This is a genomic window from Kitasatospora sp. NPDC096204 (assembly GCF_044763205.1).
Taxonomy (GTDB): Bacteria; Actinomycetota; Actinomycetes; order Streptomycetales; family Streptomycetaceae; genus Kitasatospora.
In genome coordinates, this window is record NZ_JBIWFT010000004.1 from 102880 (window position 1) to 126396 (window position 23517).

Annotated in this window: 18 protein-coding genes; 6 read left to right on the forward strand and 12 right to left on the reverse strand. The window is 75.6% G+C overall.

The features are described 5' to 3' along the window. Window positions 1-30: 30 nt before the first annotated feature. Complete coding sequence (locus ACIQ87_RS05935) at window positions 31-702, reverse strand: LuxR C-terminal-related transcriptional regulator (RefSeq protein WP_402402133.1); 672 nt, start codon at window positions 700-702, stop codon at window positions 31-33. A 161-nt stretch (window positions 703-863) separates the two neighbouring features. Here ACIQ87_RS05935 and ACIQ87_RS05940 point away from each other — a divergent pair, with 161 nt between their 5' ends. Beyond that, a complete protein-coding gene (locus ACIQ87_RS05940) occupies window positions 864-4061 on the forward strand; it encodes a bifunctional cytochrome P450/NADPH--P450 reductase (protein ID WP_402402136.1) in 3198 nt (1065 codons plus the stop codon). Window positions 4062-4126: 65 nt separating this feature from the next. On the opposite strand, the gene ACIQ87_RS05945 is transcribed toward ACIQ87_RS05940, so the two are convergent. From ACIQ87_RS05945 to ACIQ87_RS05975, 7 genes are all read right to left on the reverse strand, one after another. Beyond that, on the reverse strand, window positions 4127-5029 hold the full coding sequence (locus ACIQ87_RS05945) for a S1 family peptidase (RefSeq protein WP_402402139.1): 903 nt from the start codon (window positions 5027-5029) through the stop codon (window positions 4127-4129). Window positions 5030-5258: 229 nt separating this feature from the next. Beyond that, on the reverse strand, window positions 5259-6488 hold the full coding sequence (locus ACIQ87_RS05950; protein WP_402402735.1) for an MFS transporter: 1230 nt from the start codon (window positions 6486-6488) through the stop codon (window positions 5259-5261). A gap of 50 nt (window positions 6489-6538) precedes the next feature. Then, the gene (locus ACIQ87_RS05955) at window positions 6539-7630 is read right to left on the reverse strand and encodes a PLP-dependent cysteine synthase family protein (RefSeq protein ID WP_402402142.1); all 1092 of its coding nucleotides are present in this window, start codon (window positions 7628-7630) and stop codon (window positions 6539-6541) included. Between the two features lie 60 nt (window positions 7631-7690). Then, a complete protein-coding gene (locus ACIQ87_RS05960; RefSeq protein ID WP_402402145.1) occupies window positions 7691-8056 on the reverse strand; it encodes a hypothetical protein in 366 nt (121 codons plus the stop codon). 125 nt (window positions 8057-8181) lie between these two features. After that, window positions 8182-8652: a hypothetical protein gene (locus tag ACIQ87_RS05965; RefSeq protein WP_402402148.1), complete on the reverse strand. Its 471-nt coding sequence runs from the start codon at window positions 8650-8652 to the stop codon at window positions 8182-8184. A gap of 100 nt (window positions 8653-8752) precedes the next feature. After that, window positions 8753-9355, reverse strand: coding sequence for a GNAT family N-acetyltransferase (locus tag ACIQ87_RS05970; RefSeq protein WP_402402151.1), 603 nt, complete (start codon window positions 9353-9355; stop codon window positions 8753-8755). An 84-nt stretch (window positions 9356-9439) separates the two neighbouring features. After that, entirely contained in the window at window positions 9440-10135 is a 696-nt protein-coding gene (locus ACIQ87_RS05975; RefSeq protein ID WP_402402154.1) for a phosphoribosyltransferase, read from the reverse strand. 392 nt (window positions 10136-10527) lie between these two features. Between ACIQ87_RS05975 and ACIQ87_RS05980 the strand changes: the two genes are divergently transcribed. The 5 genes from ACIQ87_RS05980 to ACIQ87_RS06000 all read left to right on the forward strand — a co-directional run bounded on the left by ACIQ87_RS05980 (window position 10528) and on the right by ACIQ87_RS06000 (window position 18931). Further along, window positions 10528-11046, forward strand: coding sequence for an STAS domain-containing protein (locus ACIQ87_RS05980; protein ID WP_402402157.1), 519 nt, complete (start codon window positions 10528-10530; stop codon window positions 11044-11046). Window positions 11047-11057: 11 nt separating this feature from the next. Further along, window positions 11058-11534 (forward strand): ATP-binding protein, encoded by a 477-nt coding sequence (locus ACIQ87_RS05985; protein ID WP_402402159.1) that lies wholly within the window; start codon window positions 11058-11060, stop codon window positions 11532-11534. Window positions 11535-11689: 155 nt separating this feature from the next. Next, window positions 11690-12061: an STAS domain-containing protein gene (locus tag ACIQ87_RS05990; RefSeq protein ID WP_402402162.1), complete on the forward strand. Its 372-nt coding sequence runs from the start codon at window positions 11690-11692 to the stop codon at window positions 12059-12061. Between the two features lie 191 nt (window positions 12062-12252). Next, complete coding sequence (locus tag ACIQ87_RS05995) at window positions 12253-16449, forward strand: HAMP domain-containing protein (protein WP_402402164.1); 4197 nt, start codon at window positions 12253-12255, stop codon at window positions 16447-16449. A 130-nt stretch (window positions 16450-16579) separates the two neighbouring features. Then, complete coding sequence (locus ACIQ87_RS06000) at window positions 16580-18931, forward strand: PP2C family protein-serine/threonine phosphatase (RefSeq protein ID WP_402402167.1); 2352 nt, start codon at window positions 16580-16582, stop codon at window positions 18929-18931. 261 nt (window positions 18932-19192) lie between these two features. Here ACIQ87_RS06000 and ACIQ87_RS06005 read toward each other — a convergent pair whose 3' ends face one another. From ACIQ87_RS06005 to ACIQ87_RS06020, 4 genes are read right to left on the reverse strand one after another with little or no spacing between them, the layout of a single operon-like run. Beyond that, window positions 19193-20269, reverse strand: coding sequence for a glycerate kinase (locus tag ACIQ87_RS06005; RefSeq protein WP_402402170.1), 1077 nt, complete (start codon window positions 20267-20269; stop codon window positions 19193-19195). Continuing rightward, complete coding sequence (locus ACIQ87_RS06010) at window positions 20266-21087, reverse strand: sugar phosphate isomerase/epimerase family protein (RefSeq protein ID WP_402402173.1); 822 nt, start codon at window positions 21085-21087, stop codon at window positions 20266-20268. Before ACIQ87_RS06010 ends, ACIQ87_RS06005 begins: the two co-directional genes overlap by 4 nt. Then, window positions 21084-22283 (reverse strand): dihydrodipicolinate synthase family protein, encoded by a 1200-nt coding sequence (locus ACIQ87_RS06015; protein WP_402402176.1) that lies wholly within the window; start codon window positions 22281-22283, stop codon window positions 21084-21086. The genes ACIQ87_RS06010 and ACIQ87_RS06015 overlap by 4 nt, the downstream gene beginning before the upstream one ends. Further along, entirely contained in the window at window positions 22280-23434 is a 1155-nt protein-coding gene (locus ACIQ87_RS06020; protein WP_402402179.1) for a Gfo/Idh/MocA family protein, read from the reverse strand. Before ACIQ87_RS06020 ends, ACIQ87_RS06015 begins: the two co-directional genes overlap by 4 nt. Window positions 23435-23517: the final 83 nt, after the last annotated feature.

Sequence of the window (23517 nt, forward strand, 5' to 3'; positions counted from 1 at the left end):
CGGTCGCACCGCGCACGGACCCCCGCCCGGTCACGCCGGACGGGCCGGCCGCGGCGGCCAGGTGTCCGGCGCCAGGACGCCGGTGGCGTACGCCCGGGCGACCAGGGCGGTGCGGTTGGGGACGCGCCAGCGCCGGGTGAGCCGGGTCAGGTGGTAGTTGACCCCGTCCGGGGTGACCCCGATCTCCCGGGCGATCTGCGCCGTGGTGTCGCCCCGGGCCGCCGCGGCCAGGATGCGGGCCTCGACCGGGCTGACCTCGGTCTGCGGGCCGGGCGGGCCGGCCGCGCCGCCGGCGGGTGCCGCCTGCAGCGACAGCAGCATGCTCGGGGTCTGCTCCGGAGTGTCGCCGACCAGGGCGACGGTCATCTCGCCGTACCGCTCGTGCCCGTTCACGGGCGTCCAGGAGACCCGCGTCGGGTACTGCGAGCGCCGGTGCAGCCGGACGGCCTCGGCGAGCGCCTCGATGGTGCCGCTGTCCCGCAGGGTGAAGAACTCCAGGATCCTGCGGTTGTGCAACTGGCCCGGCAAACAGCCGAATTCGGCCGCCATCGCACGGTTGACGATCAGGATCTTCCCGCCGAACTCGCACACCGCGATCGGCAGCGGCATGTGGTCCAGCAGCCGCAGTGCCCGGTTGCGCCAGATCACCGCCGCCTCCCGCGGGTCGTCCGGCACGGGGCCGCAGCCCTCGGTCGTCCGCATCTGTGGTTCTCCTTTCCGGGGGCCATGACTGACGGTCCGTGGGCAAGGCCGTGACACCCCCGGGTACTACACAATCATGTAGTGATCGGGACCGGACCTCCCGCCCGATGGGCGCACAGTGGTGGAAGCAGAAAGATTCCTGCCGTGGGAGGGGCACAGCGATGACCGATACCGTGGAGAGCACGACGGAGAGCACGACCGAGGACGAGCGGGCGACCGGGGCCGGGGCCGTCCCCCTGGTGGACATCTCGTCGATGCCGCCGGTCGCCGCTCCGGTGCTGCGCATCATGGAACTGGCCAGAGAGCACGGCCCGGCGTACGTCCAGCGGCTGTACGGCCGGGACCTCCTGATCGTCAGCGGCCTGGAGCTGGTCGAGGAGCTGGCCGACGAGGCCCGCTTCACCAAGTCGATCAGCCCGGCGCTGGAGCTGGTCCGGCTGTTCACCGGCGACGGCCTGTTCACCGCCTACAACGACGAGCCCAACTGGGCCCGGGCGCACGACATCCTGATGCCGGCCTTCGCGCTCGGCTCGATGCGCACCTACCACCCGGTGATGCTGAGGGTGGCCCGCCGGCTGATCGACTCCTGGGACCGCCGGGAGGCCGCCGGGCTGCCGGTGGACGTGCCCGGCGACATGACCCGGATGACCCTGGACACCATCGGACTGGCCGGCTTCGGCTTCGACTTCGGCTCCTTCGAACGGAACGAGCCGCACCCCTTCGTCGGGGCGATGGTGCGCTGCCTGGACTGGGCGATGACCAAGCTGACCCGGGACCCGGACGCCGACCACCGCGAACGCGACGAGGCCTTCCGGGCCGACGCCGACTACCTGGCCGGCGTGGTGGACGAGGTGATCGCCGCCCGCGCCGGGGAGGACGCCCAGGGCCCGGCCGAGGACCTGCTCGGCCTGATGCTCGGCGCGGTCCGGCCCTCGGACGGCTCCCGGCTGGACGCCGAGAACATCCGCAACCAGGTGATCACCTTCCTGATCGCCGGCCACGAGACCACCTCCGGCGCGCTCTCCTTCGCCCTGTACTACCTGCTCAAGAACCCGGTCGTGCTGCGCCGGGTGCAGCGGGAGGTGGACGAGCTGTGGGGCGACCGGACCGATCCGGAGCCCTCCTACGAGGACGTCGGACGGCTGCGCCACACCCGCCAGGTGCTCAACGAGGCGCTGCGGCTGTGGCCGACGGCGCCCGCGTTCAACCGGGAGGCCCGTGAGGACACCCTGCTCGGCGGCCGCATCCCGCTGCGCGCCGGGGAGACGGTCGTCGTCACCACGCCGATGCTGCACCGCGACCCGGCGTGGGGCGACAACCCGGAGCTGTTCGACCCGTCCAGGTTCGACCCCGAGCAGGAGGAGGGCCGCTCCCCGCACGCCTTCAAGCCCTTCGGGACCGGTGAACGCGCCTGCATCGGGCGGCAGTTCGCGCTGCACGAGGCCGTCATGCTGCTCGGCATGCTGGTCCACCGCTACCGGCTGATCGACCACGCGGACTACCGGCTGAGCATCAAGCAGACGCTCACCATCAAGCCCGACGGGTTCACCCTCGGCCTCGCCCGGCGCACGCCCGCCCCGGCCCCCGCCGCCTCCTCCGCCGCTTCCCCCCTCGCCACCGCCGCGCCGGCCACCGGCCTCCCCGCGCGGGTCCGCCAGGGCACCGGGCTGCTGCTCCTGCACGGCTCCAACTACGGCGCCTCCCGGGAGCTCACCCGGCAGCTCGCGGAGGCCGCCGCCGACCTCGGCTGCGAGACCGCGGTCGCCCCGCTGGACGCGTACGCGGACGGGCTGCCCACGGACCGGCCGGTGGTGATCACCGCCGCCTCCTACAACGGGCAGCCGACGGACGACGCGGCCCGGTTCTTCCGCCGCCTCCAGGGCGACCCGGAGTCCGGTGGGAGCCCCGCGGCCGACGGCGTCGAGTACGCGGTCCTCGGCATCGGCGACCGCACCTACGCCGCGACCTACCAGCGCGTCCCGGCGCTGATCGACGACCGGCTCGCCGCGCTCGGCGGCACCCGGCTGCTGGCCCGCGCCGAGGCCGACGCCTCGGGCGACCTGGCCGGCACCGTACGGCAGTTCACCGAGGCGCTGTGCGAGGCCCTGCTGGCGCGCTACGGGGACGCCGAAGCGCCCGCCGCGGCGCGGCCGGAGGCCGGCTACTCGGTGACCGAGGTGACCGGCGGCCCGCTGGCGGCGCTGGCCGCCCGGCACGACATGGCGGAGCTGACCGTCACCGCCGTCGGCAGCCTGACCGACCCGGCCTACCACCGGGTCAAGCGGCTGGTGCGGCTGGCCCTGCCGGAGGGCGCCGAGTACCGGACGGCCGACCACCTCACCGTGCTCCCGGCCAACGACCCGGCGCTGGTGGAGCGCGCCGCCAAGCTGTTCGGCGCCGCCCCGGACACGGTGCTGTCGATCGTGGCGCACCGGCGCACCGGCCTGGCCGTCGACCGCCCGCTGACGGTGCGCGAGCTGCTCACCCACCACGTCGAGCTGCAGGACCGCCCGAGCGCCGAGCAGCGCGCCGCGCTGGCCGAGCTCAACCCCTGCCCGCCCGAGCAGGCCGCGCTGCGGGCGCTGCCCGAGGACGACCCGCGCACCCTGCTGGACCTGATCGAGGACCACCCGGCGCTGCAGGAGCGGCTCACCTGGCCGGTGCTGCTGGAGCTGCTGCCGCCGATGCGGCCGCGGCACTACTCGATCTCCTCCTCGCCCGCCGGCGACCCGGGCCAGGTGGAGCTGATGGTCTCGGTGCTCAGCGGGCCGGCCCGCTCGGGCCGGGGCACCTTCCGCGGCTGCGGCTCCGGCCACCTCGACCGGGTGGCCGTCGGCGACACCGTGCTGGCCCGGGTCCGGCCCTGCCGGGAGGCGTTCCGGATCGGCCACCGCACCCCGGTGGTGATGATCGCGGCCGGCACCGGGCTGGCGCCGTTCCGGGGCGCCGTCGCCGACCGCCGGGCGCTGCTCGCGGAGGGCGCCGCCCTCGACCCGGCGCTGCTGTACTTCGGCTGCGACGACGAGGCGGCGGACTACCTGCACCGCGGCGAGCTGGAGGCCGCCGAGCGGGCCGGGGCGGTGTCGCTGCGGCCCGTCTTCAGCGAGCGGCCCCGGGACGGGCGGCGCTTCGTGCAGGACCGGATCGCCGCCGAGGCGGCCGAGGTGTGGGAGCTGCTGGAAGCCGGCGCCGAGGTGTACGTGTGCGGCGACGGCGCGCGGATGGCGCCGGGTGTCCGGGAGGCCTTCCGGGCGCTCTACCGGGAGCGCACCCCGGGCGCGGACGAGCAGCGCGCCCAGGCCTGGCTGCAGGGGCTGATCGAGGCCGGGCGGTACGTCGAGGACGTGTACGCGGGCTGACCGGCCGCCCCCGGACACGCCTGTGGGCCCACCGCACCCGGTGCGGTGGGCCCACAGGCGTCCGGTCAGTACACGCTGACGTGGTACGCGGAGAGCGCCGCGTTGACGGGCTGGTAGAAGGTCGTCCCGCCCGAGGTGCAGTTGCCGCTGCCGCCCGAGGTGAGGCCGAGCGCCTTGGTGTCGTCGTACAGCGGGCCGCCCGAGTCGCCGGCCTCGGCGCAGACGTTGGTCTGGATCAGGCCGGTGACGATGCTGCCGTCGGAGTAGCGCACGGTGGCGTTGAGGCCGGTGACGGTGCCGCCGTGGGTGCCGGTGGTCGAGCCGGTGCGCTTGACCGCCTCGCCGACGAAGGCGTTCGGGGCGGAGGTGAAGCCGCCGGGGTGGCTGAGGGCGCTGTTGTCGTAGCGGACCAGCGCGTAGTCGTGGCCGGGGAAGGTCGAGCTGATGGTCGGGCCGATCCGGGTGGTGTGGTTGAGATCGGTGTACCAGTCGGGGGCGACGTTGCCGCAGTGCCCGGCGGTGAGGAAGTAGTGGGTGCTGCCGCTCACCACGTTGAAGCCGAGCGAGCAGCGGTACTGGCCGCCGTAGATGGCGTCGCCGGCGGCGACCAGCGGGGCGAACACGCCGGGGACGCGGTGGACGTCGACGGTGGGCGCGTTGGGCCCGACGGCGCTCATCAGCTTGGCGAGCGCGAGCGGGGTGACGGTGCTGTCGGCGGTCACCACGACGCGTCCGGCGGTCTCGTCGACGTACCAGGCGGTGCCGTTGACCTCGGCTTTCAGGATGGTGTCGCTGATCGCCGAGAGCTGTTCCGGTTTGGCGGTGCCGACGGGGCTGGTGGCAGCGGGGCTGGTGGCGGCGGCGACCGGTGTGGCGACCGCTGTGGCGGTGAGCAGGCCGAGGGCCGCGGCGAGCAGGCGGAAGCGGCGCGTGGTGCCGGTGCGGGCGGTGGTGCGCATGGTCCTCACCGATGTCCTCCTGAAGGGGTGACGGCCCTGAGGGTTGGGGCCGTGAAGCGCGGTCAGGCGGTGGGCGGACCCCGGCCGGTGCTCTCCGGAAGCACGACGGATGATCTGCTCCTGACAGGCGCTGACCGGAAGTATGAGGAAACGGACCGTTCGGTACAAGCTTTCTGATGGGGTGTCGGCGGACCCGCGGGCCCCGGGGTGACCTCGCGGATCCGCCGTTCGGAGGCTCCTACCGGGCGGGCGCCGGCTCGGGACCGGTGAGTCGCCGGCCCCGGTGGAGGGCGTGCAGCGAGAGCGCGCAGATCACCCCGAGGGCGCACAGCGCCAGCCAGGGGAGCGCGGCCAGCCCGGCCGCGCGGGCGGCGTCCAGGGCCGCGCCGGTCAGCAGGTTCCCCACGGTGATGCCGATCCCGCAGACGGTGTTGTAGAGCCCGTAGTGGGTGGCGACCAGGCGGTCCCCGGAGAGCCGGACCACGGTGTCCATCTCGAACGGGTAGGCCAGCATCGTGCCCAGGGCCAGCAGGAACGCGGCCAGCGCCGGCGGCCCGGCGGCGAGCGCCCAGCGCCCGGGGCCGGCGCCGGGAACGGGCAGGGCCGAGGCGGCGAGCAGCGGCAGGAACGCCGAGCCCATCACGGCCACCCCCGCGACCAGGGCGGTGCCCGGCGCGATCCGGGCCCGGCACCAGGCCGTCACCCGGGTCTGGAGCAGGATCGTGCCCAGCCCGGACACCACGAACAGCATCGCCGTCGCCACCGTCCCGCCGGTGCCGTCGCCGCCCAGCCGGCGGACCTCCAGCGGCAGCGCCAGGTACACCTGGAAGGACAGCACGTACGAGCCGGTCATCGCGCCCGCGAAGAGCAGGAACGGGCGGTTGGCCAGCACCCCGCGCCACTGCACGAGGACACCCGTACGCTCCGGGCCCCCGGCCGGGCCGTCGCCCCTGCGGGCCGGCAGCGAACGGATCTGCACCGCGCTGAGCACCGCGAACACCCCGGCCGCGACCAGACAGGTGGTGCGGAAGTCCACCGCGGTCAGCGCCATGCCCACCAGCGGGCCGAGCAGGATGCCCGCCTGGTAGAAGACGTTGAACAGCGCGAACGCGGCCACCCGCTGCTCGCCCGCGTCCCGGGCCAGGTACGCCCGGACGGCCGGGTTGAACAGCGCCCCGGCCAGGCCGGTGGCCGCCGAGGCCGCGACCAGGGCGGGCAGTGAGGAGGAGAGGCCGAGCGCGGCGAAGCCGGCGGTGCGCAGCAGGCAGCCCGCCACGATCAGCGGCTTGTAGCCGAACCGGTCGGCCAGCGTGCCGCCGACCAGGAACATGCCCTGCTGGGTGAAGTTGCGCACCCCGAGCACCAGCCCGACCGTCCAGCCGGCCAGGCCCAGGCCCCCGGACAGGTGGGCGGCCAGGTAGGGCATCAGCATGTAGAAGCCCAGGTTGATGGTGAACTGGTTGACCATCAGCAGCCGGACGCTGCGCTCGTGGCCGCGGAACTGGGCGGTCAGCTCCCTCACTCGGCACCGCCGCAGGTGCTCGCCAGGGTCAGCGGGTCGACCACCTTGGCGCAGCGGGTCCAGCGGGTGACCTCCCGTTCGTCCGGCCGGGCGAGTTCGTCCGGGTCGTCGGCCGGCGGGCGGTCGAGCAGGTCGTGCGCGGCGCCGTACTCGTCGTCGTAGACGGTGCCGAGGTAGCGCTGCGGCCCGTCCGGGAAGACCGCGGCGATCCGGGTGCCGGCGGGCTGGGTGCGGGCCAGCCAGCCCGCCACCAGGGCGACCGCGCCGACGCTCCAGCCGCCGGTGGCGTAGTGCGAGGCGGCCAGCCGGCGGCAGGTCCAGACGGCCTCGGCCGGGGCGACCCAGTGGACCTCGTCGAAGGTCTGGTAGGCGACGTTGCGCGGGTAGATGCTGGAGCCGAGGCCGCGCATCAGCCGGGTGCGGGCGGGCTGGCCGAAGATCGTGGAGCCGACGGTGTCCACCCCGACCACCCGCAGGCCCGGGTAGAGCTGGCGCAGCACCCGGGAGGTGCCGGCCGAGTGCCCGCCGGTGCCGACGCTGCACACCAGGACGTCCAGGTGGCCCAGCTGGGCGGCGAGTTCGAGCGCCAGCGGGGTGTAGGCGGTGGTGTTGTCGGGGTTGTTGTACTGGTCGGGGCACCACGAGCCGGGGTGGCGGGCCAGCAGCTCGGCCACCCGGTCGCGCCGGGCCTGCTGCCAGCCGCCGCTCGGGTGCGGGCTGGTGACCGCCTGCACCTCGGCGCCGTACGCGGTGAGCAGCCTGGTCATGGCCGGCTCCAGCCCCGGGTCGGTGACCAGCGTTACCGGGTGTCGGTACACCATGCCGGCCAGCGCGAGGCCCAGGCCCAGGGTGCCGCTGGTGGACTCCACGATCCGGCCGCCCGGGATCAACTCGCCCCGGGCCCTGGCCCGCTGGACCATGTGCAGGGCCGGGCGGTCCTTGATGCCGCCGGGGTTGAAGCCCTCCAGCTTGGCCCAGAAGCCGCGGCCCGCCGGGGCGAGCGGCTCGCCGATCCGCAGGACCGGGGTGTTGCCGACCAGGCCGCCGAGGGCCGGGTGGTCGTCCGTGTGATGGGTGAGGGACGTCATGTCTCGTCTCCTGTCGGGGGGTTGGCGGAAGTTCGACGGTTCGGGCGAACACCGAACCGCCTATATCCGCCACCGACCGGTGACCAGCAGCGGGCCTCTCGGCCCGGGCGTACGGGTGCCGCGCACGACGGCCGCCGCCGCGTGCCGCGCCGGGAGAGCCGCCCGGCCTTCGCCGCTGACGGCGACGGGGGAGGGCGCGGGAACGGAGACGGAGCGGACGGACCGGGACGGGCGCTGCGCGGGAACGGCGGCCTCCCCGGCCGCGCAGTGCGGCTCCGGGGATCCGGTGGAGGACTCGTGCGGGTCGACCGGGGCGGTCACCCCGGCCGGATGGAACTGCCGGGCGTCGAGGTGCTGCTGGGCGCAGCCGACGGGCAGCAGGGAGAACAGGCCGAGCAACAGCGCGGCCAGGAGCCTGATCGGCATGACGGGACTCCGCGCGGCCGCGCGAGGGCGGCAGCGGATCGGCGAGGACGGGGGAGCGGACCCGGGCAGCGCGCACCGGCCCGCACCGCGAGGCAGGCGTGGCGGGGCGCGGCCCGGTGGCGGGTCTAGATCCTCAGCAGGGCGATCCGGTGCGGGAGTTCGGGCGCGCCGGACTCGGCACTTCCGACTGTCCGGCCCACCCGGCCGGGCGCCGGCGCGGCGCCGCCGAGGGCGGGCTGGACGGCGACGGCCGACCGGGCGGCGTCGGTGCGGGGAGCGTCCTCGGGCTTGCCGGACAGGCACTCGCCGCCCGGGTGGTCGGCGTCCTCGTCGTGCTCCTGGTGCTGCGCGGGCAGGGTGGGCTGCGGGGCCCGTGGGGCCTGCTGGGCCTGTGAGCCGCCGTCCGCCGTCACGGCCTGTTCGGTCTGGGCGGACCAGACGATCCGGATCGGATCGGTGTGCCCGGCGCCGTTCTCGACGCCGAACCCGTGTGCCGCGAACACGGCCGCCAGCAGGGCGCCCAGCCAGAACAGCCGCGCCGCCACCCCTCGGGGGCGGGCGCGTCGTGTGCGCAACGGAGACCGGGCGGTGGCCATGCCGTGATCCTAGCCCGACTTCCCGCTCCGCCATAGCGTGCCTCAGTTGATGTGATGAACCGTCAACTGACGTCGCCGTGACGGGGAGGAGGGCGTCGGGTCACCCGGTCGAGGTCCGCTCCGACTGTTCTCCGGTGGGTGCCTGCTCCCAGGCGAGCGCCTGGTCCCTGGTGAGCCGCCACACCAGCTCCTCGCCGGTCTCGCCGGGGGCGAGCGCCTCGGCGGGGCGGCGCCGGTGCTCGGTGAAGCCGAGACGGGCCGGGACGGCGCCGCTGGCCCGGTTGGCCGGGTCGTGGACGATCTCGACGCACTCCACCCCGGGCAGGCGGAAGGCCTCGACGGCCAGGGCCCGTGCGGCCCGGGTGACCAGCCCGCGCCCGGTCGCGGCGGGGTGCAGCCAGTAGCCGATCTCGCGGGCCTCGGCCGGGGTGTCGTCGCGGCGGAACAGGCTGCAGGTGCCGACGATCGCGCCGTCCCGCACGATCGCGTAGGTGAATTCCCGTCCGATCTCCCAGAGTTCGGCGCGGCCGGCGAGGAACTCGGCGGTCTTGGCGCGGCTGTGCTCGGCCACCCACGGCATCCAGGGCCGCAGGTGCTCCAGTGACTCCTCGATGACGGCGAAGAACTCGGGCAGGTCCGACTCGCCGTCGAAACGGCGCAGGACGCCCCCGTCCAGGGCGATGACGTGCGGTGGATGGTTCATGGCGGAAGGATGGTCCGTACGCCCTTCGTCCGGCAACGGGTTTGGCGGGGCCCGGCAACCGGCCGTGACGGGGACGAATGTCGCTCAGCTCCGGGCCGCGTGCCTCGGCGCGCGGCCGGCCAGGGGGCGGTCGCCCGGCGGGGTGCGCCGATGCAGGAGGACCGCCGCCTCGCGGTCGGTGACCTCGTGGAACTCGCCGTACCAGGGACCGGCGGCGTGCGCGTAGCGGGGCAGGTGGAGGCAGACCACCGCGTCCGCGTCGTGGCGCAGGTCGGCCGCGACCCGGGCGTCGCCGACCGGCGCGGCGACGATCAGCCGCTCCGGCCGGTCGGCGGCGAGGGCGTGCAGAGCCGCCCGGGTGGTGAGGGCGTCGGTCAGTCCGTCGGAGACCAGGACGGCGGTGCGCCCCTGCACCGGCAGCCGGTCCCGGCCCTGGCGGTACAGCGCCTCGCGGCGGTGGACCTCGACCCGCTCGCGCTTGACGCTCGCGCCCAGCTCGGCCGCGGTGACGCCCAGGCTCCGCAGGGTGTCCCGGTCGACCAGCGGCGGGTCGCCGTCGGCGATCGCGCCGACCGGACGGTCGTGGCCGCGCACCGCCAGCGGCCGGACCACGGCGGCGTCGAGCGGCGCGCCCAGGGCCTCGGCGACCTCGGCGGCCACCGGCAGCCCGCCGGGCGCGAGCCCGAGGACCACCACCGCGCCATCGGGCGGCCCGTTCAGCAGCGGGGCGAGCGTGCGGGCCAGCTGGTGTCCGGCGGTGCTGCGGTCGAGGAATCTCACGGGCCTGTCCTTGTCCTCCATGTGTCCGAGCGCCCCGGTCGGGGCCAGGGCCTGGCTCTGGGGGCGGCACGAACCGGCGAGCGGCCTTCGGCCCCGCCACAGGGCGACTGCCCCGTCACGGCGGGCTCTAACATCCGGGAGGCGAACCGGGGTGAACCCGGGCGATCCGGGGCGCGAACCGGGCCCTGCGGCGCGGTGCGTCCGTGCCGGCGGGTGTGTCCCGGCGGCGTTCGGGCAGGCGCGCAGGCATGGACGGTCGAGGAACGGCGCTCCCGACCGTACCCGCGGTGCTCACGGGTACGGTCGTCCGCGCGGCCCGGCACGGTGCGCGCGATGATGGTCGGGACGGCGCCCCGCCGTCCCCACCGTCCCCGTCGGACCGGGAGCGAGCCATGGCAGGGTCACCCGAGCAGCCCCGCGAGCCCGCCGGCCGGGACGGCCCGGAGTGGGACGGACCGGGTGGGGACGGACCGGAGCGGGACGGACCGGGTGGGGACGGCCCCAGTGGCGGCGGCGAGTTCGCGTCCGGCGATCTGAGCGTCGCGGTGGGCGACCGAGGCCCGGTACGGGTCGTCACCGTCGCCGGGGAGCTGGACCACGACAGCGCCGACGGGCTGCGCGCCGCGCTGGCCCGCCCGCCGTCGTCGGCCGGCATCGAGCGGATCGTGGTCGACCTCGCCGGCCTGCGGTTCTGCGACTCGACCGGGCTGAACGTCCTGCTGCGCGCCCGGCTGGACACCCAGGCGGCCGGGCTGCGGCTGGAAGTGGCCGGTCCCGGCCCGCTGGTGGCACGGCTGTTCGCGATCACCGGGGCCGACGACGTGCTGCGCGTCCACCCCGACCTCCGCGCGGCGCTGGCGGCCTCCGGCGAGGGCCCCGCCGGGCCCGGCGCCCCGGCCGGGCCGAGATGAGGAGGCAGGCCGTGGACCGCCCCGGGAACTGTGGCCCGCCAGGCCGGGAGCAGACCAGACGGCTGGTGCTGGGCGGTAGCGCCGGCGCGGTGCAGCGCAGCCGCGAGTTCAGCCGCCGGGCGCTGGTGTCCTGGCACTGGTTGCCGGCCGTCGACGAGGACCGGCGGGCCGCGGCCGAGGACGTCCTGCTGATGGTCTCCGAGCTGGTCACCAACGCCTGTCTGCACGCCCCCGGTGGCCCGCGCGAGCTGCGGCTCCACTGGGACGGCGCCCGGCTGCGTGTGGAGGTCGCGGACGCCAGCCCCGTCCCGCCGCGGCTGCGCCCGTCCGCCACGACGGGGCGGCCGGGCGGGCACGGGCTGCGGGTGGTGGACCGGCTCGCCGCCGCCTGGGGCTCCCGGCCCGAGGACGGCGGGAAGCAGGTCTGGCTGGAGGTGGCGCGCCCGCCCGCCCTGACGGCCGCCGGTGCGGACGGGGACGGGGGCTGATCGCCGCCCTCCCCGCCGCGTCCTTTCCCGGCGACCGAAAGGGGTTTCCGGCGCCCCGCAGCGGATAGCCGCGTGGATGTGAGAGCGCCGACCGCCGACCTGCGCGGGATCCGCGCGGAGCGAGCGGCCGGACGGAGCGAGAGGAGCGCGCAGCCATGACGCAGCGCCCGTCGAAGTACGTGGGTCCGGCCGTCGACCGGTCCGAGGGGCTCACCATCGAGATCCGGCCGTGGGCCCTGGGCACCGTACTGGTGCTTTTCGGCGAGCTGGACCTCGACTCGGCCGCCGAGCTGCGGGCCGCGCTCGACCGGGCCGTCGCCGAGCCGGCCAGCGTGGTGGTGGTGGACTGCGCCGGGCTGGAGTTCTGCGACTCCACCGGGCTCAACGCCCTGCTGCGCGCCAAGGCCCGGGCCGCGGTGGACGACAGCCGGATCGAGCTGGCCCGGCCCCGGCCGCTGATCCTGCGGATGCTCGAACTCACCGGCGCCACCGACGCCTTCCCGATCCGCGAGACCGTCCCGGGCTGAGGCACTGACACACTGCGGCGCGGGGTCCGCCGGCGCAGGGGCCGGGGCGGGGCCTCCTCCCCGCGTGCTCCCCGCGTGTCACCCCCGGCCCGCGGTGGCACAGTGGGAGCAGGGCGGCGGCCCGCCGCCCTCGGTGCCGAGGTGCCCGGAGGGTGCACCCCGGCCGTGCGAGCGATCCGGACGGTGGACGGATGGACGAGCACCACCCGGTAGCCGGAGCCCCCGCGTCCGACCCGGCCGAGCAGGCGCTGCGGCAGCTGCTCGCCGGGCTGACCGCCGTGCGCGACGGGGACTTCCGCACCCGGCTCTCCCCGGACCGGCCGGGGGTACTGGGGGAGATCGCCGCGGTCTTCAACGGCATGGCCGACCAGCTGGCCCGGGTGACCTCCGAGGTGACGCGGGTGGCCCGGGAGGTCGGCACCGACGGGCGGCTCGGCGGCCAGGCGCAGGTGCCGGACGCGACCGGGACCTGGCTGGAGCTGACCGACGCGGTCAACGCGATGGCCGGCAACCTGACCTGGCAGGTGCGCAACATCGCCCAGGTCACCACGGCGGTGGCCCGCGGCGACCTCACCCAGAAGATCGAGGTGGACGCGCGCGGCGAGATCCTGGAGCTCAAGAGCACCGTCAACACCATGGTGGACACCCTGTCCTCGTTCGCGGACGAGGTGACGCGGGTGGCCCGGGAGGTCGGCACCGAGGGCCGGCTCGGCGGCCAGGCGCAGGTGCCGGGCGTCGCCGGGACGTGGCGCGACCTGACCGACTCGGTGAACGCGATGGCCGGCAACCTGACCTGGCAGGTGCGCAACATCGCGCAGGTGGCGACCGCCGTCGCCGAGGGGGACCTCACCCAGAAGATCTCGGTGGCCGCCCGCGGGGAGATCCTGGAGCTCAAGACGACCATCAACACGATGGTCGACCAGCTGTCCTCGTTCGCGGACGAGGTGACGCGGGTGGCCAGGGAGGTCGGCACCGAGGGCCGACTCGGCGGCCAGGCGGACGTCCGGGACGTCTCCGGCACCTGGCGGGCGCTGACCGAGTCCGTCAACGTCATGGCCGACAACCTCACCGCCCAGGTCCGCTCGATCGCCGAGGTGACCACCGCCGTCGCGGAGGGCGACCTGACCCAGAAGATCCGGGTCGACGCGCGCGGCGAGATCCTGGACCTGAAGGAGACCATCAACACGATGGTCGACCAGCTGTCCTCGTTCGCGGACGAGGTGACCAGGGTGGCCCGGGAGGTCGGCACCGCCGGGAACCTGGGTGGCCAGGCCACCGTCCGGGGCGTCTCCGGGACGTGGAAGGACCTCACCGACAACGTCAACGTGATGGCCTCCAACCTGACCGGCCAGGTCCGCTCGATGTCCGAGGTGGCGACGGCGGTGGCGCGCGGCGACCTCTCCCGGAGGATCACCGTCGAGGCCAAGGGCGAGGTGGCGGCCCTCGCCGACGCCATCAACACCATGGTGGACACCCTCTCCGTCTTCGCCGACGAGGTGACCAGGGTGGCCCGCGAGGTCGGCACCGAGGGCATCCTGGGCGGCCAGGCCCGGGTGCCCAACGTCGCCGGGACGTGGAAGGCGCTCACCGACAACGTCAACTTCATGGCGCACAACCTGACCAGCCAGGTGCGCAACATCGCCCAGGTCACCACCGCCGTCGCCGACGGCGACCTGACCCGCAAGATCGACGTGGACGCGCGCGGCGAGATCCTGGAGCTCAAGACCACCGTCAACACCATGGTCGACCAGCTGTCCTCCTTCGCCGCCGAGGTGACGCGGGTGGCCCGGGAGGTCGGCAGCGAGGGCCGGCTCGGCGGGCAGGCCCGGGTGGAGGGCGTCTCCGGCACCTGGAAGCGGCTCACCGAGAACGTCAACGAGCTGGCCGGCAACCTGACCCGGCAGGTCCGGGCGATCGCCGAGGTCACCAGCGCCGTCGCGGCAGGGGACCTGACCCGCTCGATCAGCGTGGACGCCTCCGGGGAGGTCGCCGACCTCAAGGACAACATCAACGCCATGGTCGGATCGCTGCGCGAGACCACCCGGGCCAACCTGGAGCAGGACTGGCTCAAGAGCAACCTGGCCCGCTTCTCCGCCGCCATCCAGGCCCGGCGGGACATCCGCGCCGTCGCCCGGATGATCACCGACGAGCTGACCCCGCTGGTCGGCGCCCAGTACGGCGCGTTCTTCCTCGCCGAGGAGGCCGCGGACGGCACCGAGCTCGTCCTGATCAGCGCCTACGGCCGCCCGGCGGGGGAGCACCTGCGGCTGCGCCTGGGGGAGTCCCTGGTCGGCCAGGCCGCCCGGACCCGGCGGACCGTCGCCGTCGACGACCTGCCGCCCGGCTACGCCACCGTCTCCTCCGGCACGGGCGGCACCGACGCCCGCTCGGTGGTCATCCTGCCGATCGCCCTGGAGGAGTGGCTGATCGGCGTGATGGAGTTCGCCTCCGTCCACCCGTTCACCCAGGTGCACCGCGACTTCCTGGGCCAGTTCGCCGAGGCCTGCGGGGTCAACCTCGGCAACCTGCTGGCCAACGCCCGCACCGACGAACTGCTCGGCGAATCCCAGCGGCTCACCGCCGAACTCCAGGCCAGGTCCGAGGAGTTGCAGGACGGACAGGAGGAACTGCGGCGCTCCAACGCCGAGTTGGAGGAGAAGGCCGCACTGCTCGCCCAGCGCAACCGGGACATCGAGGCGAAGAACCTGGAGATCGAGCAGGCCCGTCAGGAACTGGAGGAACGCGCACGGGAGTTGACCCGTACCTCGATGTACAAGTCGGACTTCCTGGCCAACATGAGCCACGAGCTGCGCACCCCGCTGAACAGCCTGCTCATCCTCGCCCAACTACTCGCCGAGAACAGCGGCGGCAACCTCACCCCCAAGCAGGTCGAGTACGCGGGCGTGATCCACTCGGCCGGCACCGACCTGCTCCAGCTCATCAACGACATCCTCGACCTCTCCAAGGTGGAGGCCGGGAAGATGGAACTCGCCATCGAGTCCTTCACGCTGCGGGAACTGCTGGAGTACGTGGAGTCCGGGTTCCGGCCGCTGGCCGACCAGAAGGGGCTCGCCTTCGAGGTGTCCGTCGACCGGGCCGTGCCGGAGCGGATCGTCACCGACCAGGCGCGGCTGCGCCAGGTCCTGCGCAACCTGCTCTCCAACGCCGTCAAGTTCACCGACACCGGCCGGGTCGAGCTGCGGATCGAACGCGTCGAGGAGGCGGAACTGCCGCCCGGACTCGGCCGGACCCACGCCGCGGTGGCCTTCCACGTGGACGACACCGGGATCGGCATCGACCCGGCCCACCTGGACACCATCTTCGGCGCCTTCCAGCAGGCCGACGGCTCCACCGCGCGGCGCTACGGCGGCACCGGCCTCGGGCTGTCGATCAGCCGGGAGCTCGCCCGGCTGCTCGGCGGCACCATCACCGTCCGCTCCGCGGCGGGGCAGGGCAGCCGGTTCACGCTGTACCTGCCGCTCGGCGAGCAGGCGACGGCGGGCGGGGACTCCCCGGATGGCGGGGCCGAGGCGCGGGTCCTGGTGGTGGAGCCCGACCCGCCGGGGCTGCTCACCCAGCTTGCCCGGGCGGCGGTCGGGGCTCTGACGACCTCGCCGGACGGCGCGTCGCTGTCGGGCGGCGTGTCCCCGTCGGGGAGCGCGTCGGGGAGCGCGTCGGAGGGCGGGACGGCGGGCGGGACGGCGACGGCGGTGCGGGTCGACGGAGTGGGCGACGAGGCCGGGCTGCGGGCCGCGCTCACCAGCGGGCCGTACCGGTGCGTACTGCTGGACCTGGTCGGCTCCGCGGACCTCGCCCCGCTGCTCGGCGAACTCGCGGCGGGCGGCACACCGGTGCTCGGGTACGGGCCCGGCGGCGCGCCGCCCGAGGGCGTGGAGCAGGTCGGCGGACTGGACGAGCTGCGGGGGCGGGTGATCCGGGCACTGGGCGGCGAGAGCCCCGCGCCCGTCGAACGGCCCCCCACGGCCCCGGCGCCGGCCCCGGCGGGACCGCTCGCCGGACGGACCGTACTGATCGTCGACGACGACATCCGCAACGTCTTCGCGCTCACCGCCGCCCTGGAACGGCACGGGCTCAGCATCCTGCACGCCGCCGACGGCCGCGCCGGGCTCGACCTGCTGCGCGGCCACCCGGAGACCGACCTGGTGCTGATGGACGTCATGATGCCCGGACTGGACGGCTACGCGGCCATCGCGGCGATCCGCGCCGACGCGCGCTTCGAGCGGCTGCCGGTCGTCGCCGTCACCGCCAAGGCCATGCCCGGCGACCGGGACCGCAGCCTGGCCGCCGGTGCGGACGACCACGTCACCAAGCCGGTCGACACCGGCCGGCTGCTGGAGCGGATGCGGGACTGGCTGGGCGCGTCATGACCGCTCCTCGGTGCGGGGGAACCGTGGCCCGGCGCGCAGGTGCCGCCGCCCGGCGTGCGGCCGGTACCGATCGGCGTGCCGCTGGTCCGGATCGGCGCCCCGGCACCCTGTCCAGGCCCCGGGGCACGCCGTGACCGCCGGGCCGGAGTCCTCCGCCCAGGAGGCCGCGGAACGCACCGCCCGGGCCCTGGCCGAGACCGTCCGCCGCCTCCGGGCTGCCGCCGCCCGGGCCCACGCCGAGGCGCGGACCAGGGCCGCCGTCGACCTCGCCACCGGCATCCTGGCCGAGCGGCTCGGCCTGCCGGTCACCGAGGCCGCCGTACACCTCGCCCGGCTGGCCCGGGAGGCCGGCGTGCCGGTGCTCGCGCTGGCGGCGGACATCGCGGGGCTGCCGGAGCCGGAGCGGGAGCCGGGGCCGGGGTTCGACGCGGGCACCGGGCCCGGGCCCTCGGCCCTCGGCCTTCCCGTCGCCCAGCCATCCGAGGCCGGCCCGCCCGTCGCGCCCGCGCTCGCCGCCGCGCCCGACCTCCAGCACGCCGCCGGGGCCGTGCTGGACCAGGCCGCGGCGGCGTTCGGCGTCCGCGCCGTGGCCGTCTGGCAGCGCCTGCCCGGCGGCGCGCTCGCCCTCGCCGCGCACGCCGGGCTCTCCGCCGAGGAGGCCGCCGACTGGGCCAGGGTGCCGCCCGGCGTCCCCACCCCGGCGCAGCGGGTCGTCGGCGGCGCGGCCGAGCTGTGGCCCGGCGAGCCGGAGACGGCCGGCCCCTCGGTGGGCGCCGGCGCCGCCCGGGCGGTCCTCCCGCTGCTCGACCGGCGCCGCCGCCGGGGCGCGCTGGAGCTGCTCTGGCCGGCCGCCGGCCCGGACCCCGCCGCCGGCTGCTCCGTCCCCGCGCTCGGCCCGGCCCAGCGCCGCGCGCTGTACGCCCTCGCCGACCTCTGCACGACCCTGCTCGGCCGGCCCCCCGAGCCCGTCGCCCCCGAGCAGGCCGGCGCCCTCCTGGACGGGCTGCTCACCCCCGCGCTGCTGCTGGCCCCCGTCGTCCGGGCCGACCGGATCGCCGACTTCACGGTGCTGCGGGTCAACGCCAGGTTCCGCGACCCGCTCGGCCGGCCCCGCGAGGCGGTGGAGGGCGCCTCGCTGGTGGAGACGTACCCCGTCGCCTGCGCCGCCGGGCTGCTCGACCGCCTGCTGCGCGCCTACGAGACGGGCGTGCCGTCGACCGCCGAACGGGTCCGGCTGGCCTTCCGCGACCAGGGCCCGGCCGTCCCGGTGGCCGTCCTGCTCTCGGCCGTCCCGGTCGGCGGCCGGCTGCTGGCGTGCTGGCGGCTGGACGACGAACGGGAGGAGGACGAGCGCGTCGCCCTGCTGCGCCAGGCCCAGCGGCTGGCCCGGGTGGCCGGGTTCGAGGAGCGCCCCGCCGAGGGCCGGATCCGCTGGAGCGACGGGCTGCGCGAGCTGTACGGGCTGCCGCCGGACGCGCCGCCCGTCCCGCTGGACCGCCTCGCGCGGCACACCCACCCGGACGACCGGCCGGCGATCCGGCGCCTGCTCGACACCGTCCGGCACCACCACCGCACCGCCTCCGCGGTGGTCCGGCTGGACCGTCCCGACGGCACCCACCGCTTCACCCGGGTGATCGCCGAGCCGGAGGTCGACGAGACCGGCCGGCTGGTCGCCGTCCGCGGTGCCTACCACGACGTCTCCGCCCAGCACTGGACGGAGGTCGCGCTCGGCGCCACCCGGGAGCGGCTGGCCGACAGCGAGCAGGAGTCGGCCGAGCGGGAGCAGCTGGCACTGCGGCTGCAGCAGGCGATCCTGCCCGCCGCGCCGCCGCCGCTCGGGGTCACCGGCCTGCATGCCGCCGTCCGCTACCGGCCCGCGGCCAAGCGCGACCGGGTCGGCGGGGACTGGTACGACGTGCTGGTGCTGCCCGACCGGCGGGTGCTGCTCGCGGTCGGGGACGTGGCCGGGCACGGCGTCGGCGCGGCCACCGGGATGGTCGCGCTGCGGCACGCGCTGCGCGGCCTCGCCGTCACCGGCGCCGGCCCCGGCCGGCTGCTGGCCTGGGCCAACACCGTCGCCCTGCGCGAACCCGGCCAGGTCACCGCGACCGCCGTGTGCGTGCTGCTGGACCCGCTCGGCGGCGAACTGCGCTGGGCCAGGGCCGGGCACCTGCCGCCGATCCGGCTCGGCGCGGACGGAGCCCAGGTGCTGCCCCTGCCGCACGGCGTGCTGCTCGGCGCGCTGGACGACGCCGAGTACGAGGAGCACACCGCCCGGCTCGACCCGGGGGACGTCCTGTTGCTCTACACCGACGGACTGGTCGAACGCCGGGACCGCCCGGTGGAGGAGTCGGTGGAGCAGCTGCTCCGGGCGGCCGGCGCCCCCGGCCCGGACCTGGAGCTGTACCTCGACCGGCTGCTGGAACTCAGCCCCGCCGACACCGACGACGACACCTGCCTGATCGCCGTCCAGACCGAGTAGGCCGGCGCCCCGCCGCCGGGCACGACCGGGGCGAGGGCCCCGACGTCGACGACCCCGACCGGATCGGCGCCGGGACGGCACGGCGGGAAAGCGCGCCGGGGCGGGTGACCGCGGGAGGACGGGCGGGACGGCGCCGTGCCGGGCCCCGTGCGCTGCCCGGGCCCGTCTCCTGGATTTCGTCGCGCCCCGGCAAGGATCCAGGAGACAGGCCCTCGCCGTCCCGCGCGGCCGGAGGCCCGACCGCGCGGGACGACGGGGGTTTCAGCCCCGCGCGTCCCGCGCGAGGCGGGCACCGGCGCGGACCAGCCACGTGCGGGCGTGCTCCCGGGCGGAGGCCGGGTCGCCCGCGAGCGCGCTGAGGGTCAGGACCCGGTCGTCGGCCGACTCGCCCGCGACGACCCGGGCGGGCACACCGGCCAGGGCGGCCCGGGCGAGGACCTCCCCGACCGCCTTGCCGCGCAGGCTGGTCGCGTCGTACCGGCCCTCACCGGTGATCACCAGGTCCGCCGTGGCGATGGCCCGGTCGAGGCCGAGGAGGTCGGCGACGGCGGCGGCGCCGGACCGGATGACGGCGCCCCAGGCAGCCGCCAGGCCGTAGGCGGTGCCGCCCGCCGCACCGGAGCCGGGCCGCGCCGGGTCCGCGCCGAGGAGCGCGGCGAGCCGGGAGAGGCCCTGGTCGAGCAGCGCGACCTCGTCCGGGTCCGCGCCCTTCTGCGGGCCGTAGACGGCGGCGGCGCCGTCCGGGCCGAGCAGCGGATTCGTGACGTCGGTGAGCAGCACCACGCCCTCGGGCGGCGCCGGTCGCAGGCCGGTGGCGTCGACCCGGTGGGCCCGCGCCAGCGCCCCGCCGCCGTCCGGCAGTTCGCTGCCCCGGACGTCGGTCAGCCGCAGGCCGAGCGCCGTGAGCAGGCCGGTGCCGCCGTCCGTGGAGGCGGAGCCGCCGAGGGCGACCGTCAGCCGGCGCGCGCCCGCGTCGAGGGCCGCCGCGACGGTCTCGCCGGTGCCCCGGGTGGTCGCGGTGAGCGGTGCGGGGCGGGACATCAGGGGCAGTCCGCTGGCGACGGCGAGCTCCACCAGCGCGGTGCCGTCGGGGAGGAGGGCGTACCGTCCGGTGACCGGTCGCCCGTCGGGGCCGGTGCAGCGGGGGACGTCGTGCTCGGTGGTGCCGGGCAGGGCGGCCGCGACGGCGGCGAGGGTGCCCTCGCCGCCGTCCGCCATCGGACGCGCGACCAGCTCGTCGTCCGGCCGCACCGAGCGCCAGCCGTCCGCCAGCGCCCGGGCGGCGTCCGTCGCCGTGATCGTCCCCTTGAAGGAGTCCGGGGCGAGGACGACCCTCATCCGCCCACCACGTGCGCGTGGTGGCGCTCGACGACCGTCGCGAGGGTCTCCTCCCCGGGGGTGTCCCAGATCTCCTGGTTGAAGATCTCGGTCTCGATCCAGCCGGTGTAGCCGGCGGCCGTGACCATCCCCGTCAGCGCGCCGAAGTCGATGTGGCCGTCGCCCACGTGGCCCCGGCCGAGCAGGACGTCGGCGGGCAGCGGCAGCGTCCAGTCGCACACCTGGTACGAGGCGATCCGGGTGCCCGCGCGGGCGATCTGCGCGGCGAGGTCCGGATCCCACCACACGTGGTAGCTGTCGACGACGACGCCGACCTGCTCGACGGGGTGGCGCTCGGCCAGGTCGAGGGCCTGGCCGAGGGTGGAGACCACGGCCCGGTCGGCGCAGAACATCGGGTGCAGCGGCTCGATCGCCAGCCGTACGCCCAGGTCGCCGGCGTACGGGGCGAGTTCGGCCAGCCGGTCGGCGACCCGCTCCCGCGCCCCGGCCAGGTCGCGGCTGCCCGCGGGCACCCCGCCGACGACCATGACCAGGGTGTCGGTGCCGAGTTCGGCCGCCTCCTCCAGGGCGAGGAGGTTGTCGGCGAGCGCCGCCCGGTGGGCCTCGGGCCCCTCGGCGGTGAGGAAGCCGCCCCGGCACAGGCTGCTGACGGCGAGTCCCGCCTCGCGGACCAGCCTCGCCGCCGTGGCGACGCCGACCTCCTCGACCTTGTCGCGCCAGAGTCCTATCGCCGGGACGCCGGCCGCCGCGCAGCCGCGCACCGCCTCCGGCAGGCTCCAGCCCCTGGTGGTGATCTGGTTCAGCGAGAGCCGGTTCACGCCTCCACCCCCGCCACCGCGAGGAACCGCCGCATCCGGTGCGCCGCCAGGTCGGGGTCGGGCAGCACCCCGGCGGCGTCCGCCAGCCGGAACAGCTCCACCAGATGGACGACGGAGCGGCCGCTCTGCGCCCCGCCGACCATGGTGAAGTGGCTCTGGTGGCCGGCCAGCCAGGCGAGGAACACGATGCCCGTCTTGTAGTGGTACGTCGGTGCCGCGAACAGGTGGCGGGCGAGCGGGAGGGTGGGGGCGAGCAGCGCGTCGTACCGGTCGAGGTCGCCGGCGTCCAGGGCGTGCAGCGCGGCCGTGGCGCGGGTGGCGATCGGGTCGAAGACGCCCAGCAGCGCGTGGCTGTGGCCGAGTTCGTCACCGCGGATGAGTCGCGGGTAGTCGAAGTCGTCGCCGGTGTACAGCCGGACGCCCTCGGGCAGGGCGCGGCGCAGCGCGATCTCCCGCTCGGCGTCGAGCAGCGAGACCTTGATGCCGTCGATGCCCGCGCGGTGTTCGCGGATCAGCGCGAGCACGGTCTCGGCGGCGGTGTCCGGGTCGGCGGAACCCCAGTAGCCCGCCAGCGCCGGGTCGAACATCTCGCCGAGCCAGTGCAGGATGACCGGCCGACCGGCCTGGGCGATCAGCCGGCCGTAGACCCGCAGGTAGTCCTCCGGTCCGCGGGCCCGCGCGGCCAGGGCGCGGCTGGCCATCAGGACGGGCTGGGCACCGGCCTCCTCGACCACCGCGAGCTGCTCCTCGTAGGCGGCCGTGATGTCGGCGAGGCCCGCGGCCGGGTCGGTGAGCTGGTCCGTGCCCACGCCGCAGGCGAGCCGGCCTCCCTCCCGTCGCCCGCCACCACCCTCGTCCGGAGCGCTTCGCGCTGACTCCCTGAAGGCACGGGCCTCCGCGCCGGAGCGGACGATCAGCTCCCGGGTGGCGGCCCAGTCCAGGCCCATGCCGCGCTGGGCGGTGTCCATGGCGTCGGCGATGCCGAGCCCCAGGGACCAGAGGTGGTGGCGGAACGCGAGGGTGGCGTCCCAGTCGACGGCCGCCGGGGCGCCGGGGGCGTTGCCGCCGAGCGGGTCGGCGACGACGTGCGCGGCGGCGAAGGCCGTGCGGTTCCGCGGCGGGTGCGCCGGGAGGTCCAGCGGTTCCGGGGTGCTCAGCCGGTGGCGGCCGAGGCCGGGGAGGTTCAGCTCGGTCATCGGATCTCCAGCGGGGGGACGTCCAGTCGGCGGCCCTCGCGGGCGGAGCGCAGGCCGAGTTCGGCCAGCTGGACGCCCTTGGCGCCCTCCAGCAGGTCCCAGGTGTACGGGGAGCCGGTGACGACGTGTCGCAGGAAGAGCTCCCATTGCGCCTTGAAGCCGTTGTCGAACTCGCCGTTGTCCGGGACCTGCTGCCACTGCTCGCGGAACCGCTCGGTGGCCGGCAGGTCCGGGTTCCACACCGGCTTCGGGGTGGCGGCCCGGTGCTGGATCCGGCAGTTGCGCAGCCCGGCGACCGCGCTGCCCTCGGTGCCGTCGACCTGGAACTCCACCAGCTCGTCGCGGTCGACCCGGACGGCCCAGGAGGAGTTGATCTGGGCGGTGATCCCGCCCTCCAGTTCGAAGACGCCGTAGGCGGCGTCGTCGGCCGTCGCCGGGTAGCGGCGGCCCAGTTCGTCGACCCGCTCGGGGATGTGGGTGGCGGTGTGCGCGTACACCGAGCGGACGGGCGCGATCACCTGGTCCAGCACGTACCGCCAGTGCGGGAACATGTCGAGGATCATGCCGCCGCCGTCCTGGGCGCGGTAGTTCCAGGAGGGGCGCTGCGCCTCCTGCCAGTCGCCCTCGAACACCCAGTAGCCGAACTCGCCGCGCACCGACAGGATGCGGCCGAAGAAGCCGCCGTCCACCAGCCGCTTGAGCTTGCGCAGGCCGGGCAGGAAGAGCTTGTCCTGCACCGCGCCGTTGCACACCCCGGCCTCCCGGGCCAGCCGGGCCAGTTCGAGCGCGGCGTCGAGGGACTCGGCGGTCGGCTTCTCGGTGTAGACGTGCTTGCCGGCCGCGATGGCGGCGCGCAGGGCCGGCTCGCGGGCCGGGGTGACCTGGGCGTCGAAGTAGATCTCGGCGAGCGGATGGGCCAGCGCCTCGTCCAGTGACGTCGTCCAGTGGGTGAGGCCGTGGCGGTCCGCCAGGTCCCGGAGCTTCCCGGCGTCGCGGCCGACCAGGATCGGCTCGGGCCACAGGGTGTCGCCGCCCTCCAGGGCGAGGCCGCCCTGCTCGCGGATGGCCAGGATCGAGCGCACCAGGTGCTGGCGGTAGCCCATCCGGCCGGTGACGCCGTTCATCACGACGCCGATCGTCCTCTGAGTCATGCGTGGTCCTCCGCTGCTTGCGCGGTCAATGGGAAAGCGCTTTCCCGGAGGTTATGGAGATATGCTTCGCACGTCAATGCAGG

Coding starts and splice junctions, on each gene's coding strand:
- ACIQ87_RS05990 (WP_402402162.1), top strand. CDS start 11,690: ATGACGCAGCGCCCGTCGAAGTACGTGGGTCCGGCCGTCGACCGGTCC.
- ACIQ87_RS06015 (WP_402402176.1), bottom strand. CDS start 22,283: ATGACCGAGCTGAACCTCCCCGGCCTCGGCCGCCACCGGCTGAGCACC.
- ACIQ87_RS05995 (WP_402402164.1), top strand. CDS start 12,253: ATGGACGAGCACCACCCGGTAGCCGGAGCCCCCGCGTCCGACCCGGCC.
- ACIQ87_RS05970 (WP_402402151.1), bottom strand. CDS start 9,355: ATGAACCATCCACCGCACGTCATCGCCCTGGACGGGGGCGTCCTGCGC.
- ACIQ87_RS05960 (WP_402402145.1), bottom strand. CDS start 8,056: ATGCCGATCAGGCTCCTGGCCGCGCTGTTGCTCGGCCTGTTCTCCCTG.
- ACIQ87_RS05955 (WP_402402142.1), bottom strand. CDS start 7,630: ATGACGTCCCTCACCCATCACACGGACGACCACCCGGCCCTCGGCGGC.
- ACIQ87_RS05980 (WP_402402157.1), top strand. CDS start 10,528: ATGGCAGGGTCACCCGAGCAGCCCCGCGAGCCCGCCGGCCGGGACGGC.
- ACIQ87_RS05940 (WP_402402136.1), top strand. CDS start 864: ATGACCGATACCGTGGAGAGCACGACGGAGAGCACGACCGAGGACGAG.
- ACIQ87_RS05935 (WP_402402133.1), bottom strand. CDS start 702: ATGCGGACGACCGAGGGCTGCGGCCCCGTGCCGGACGACCCGCGGGAG.
- ACIQ87_RS06020 (WP_402402179.1), bottom strand. CDS start 23,434: ATGACTCAGAGGACGATCGGCGTCGTGATGAACGGCGTCACCGGCCGG.
- ACIQ87_RS06005 (WP_402402170.1), bottom strand. CDS start 20,269: ATGAGGGTCGTCCTCGCCCCGGACTCCTTCAAGGGGACGATCACGGCG.
- ACIQ87_RS05965 (WP_402402148.1), bottom strand. CDS start 8,652: ATGGCCACCGCCCGGTCTCCGTTGCGCACACGACGCGCCCGCCCCCGA.
- ACIQ87_RS05950 (WP_402402735.1), bottom strand. CDS start 6,488: ATGGTCAACCAGTTCACCATCAACCTGGGCTTCTACATGCTGATGCCC.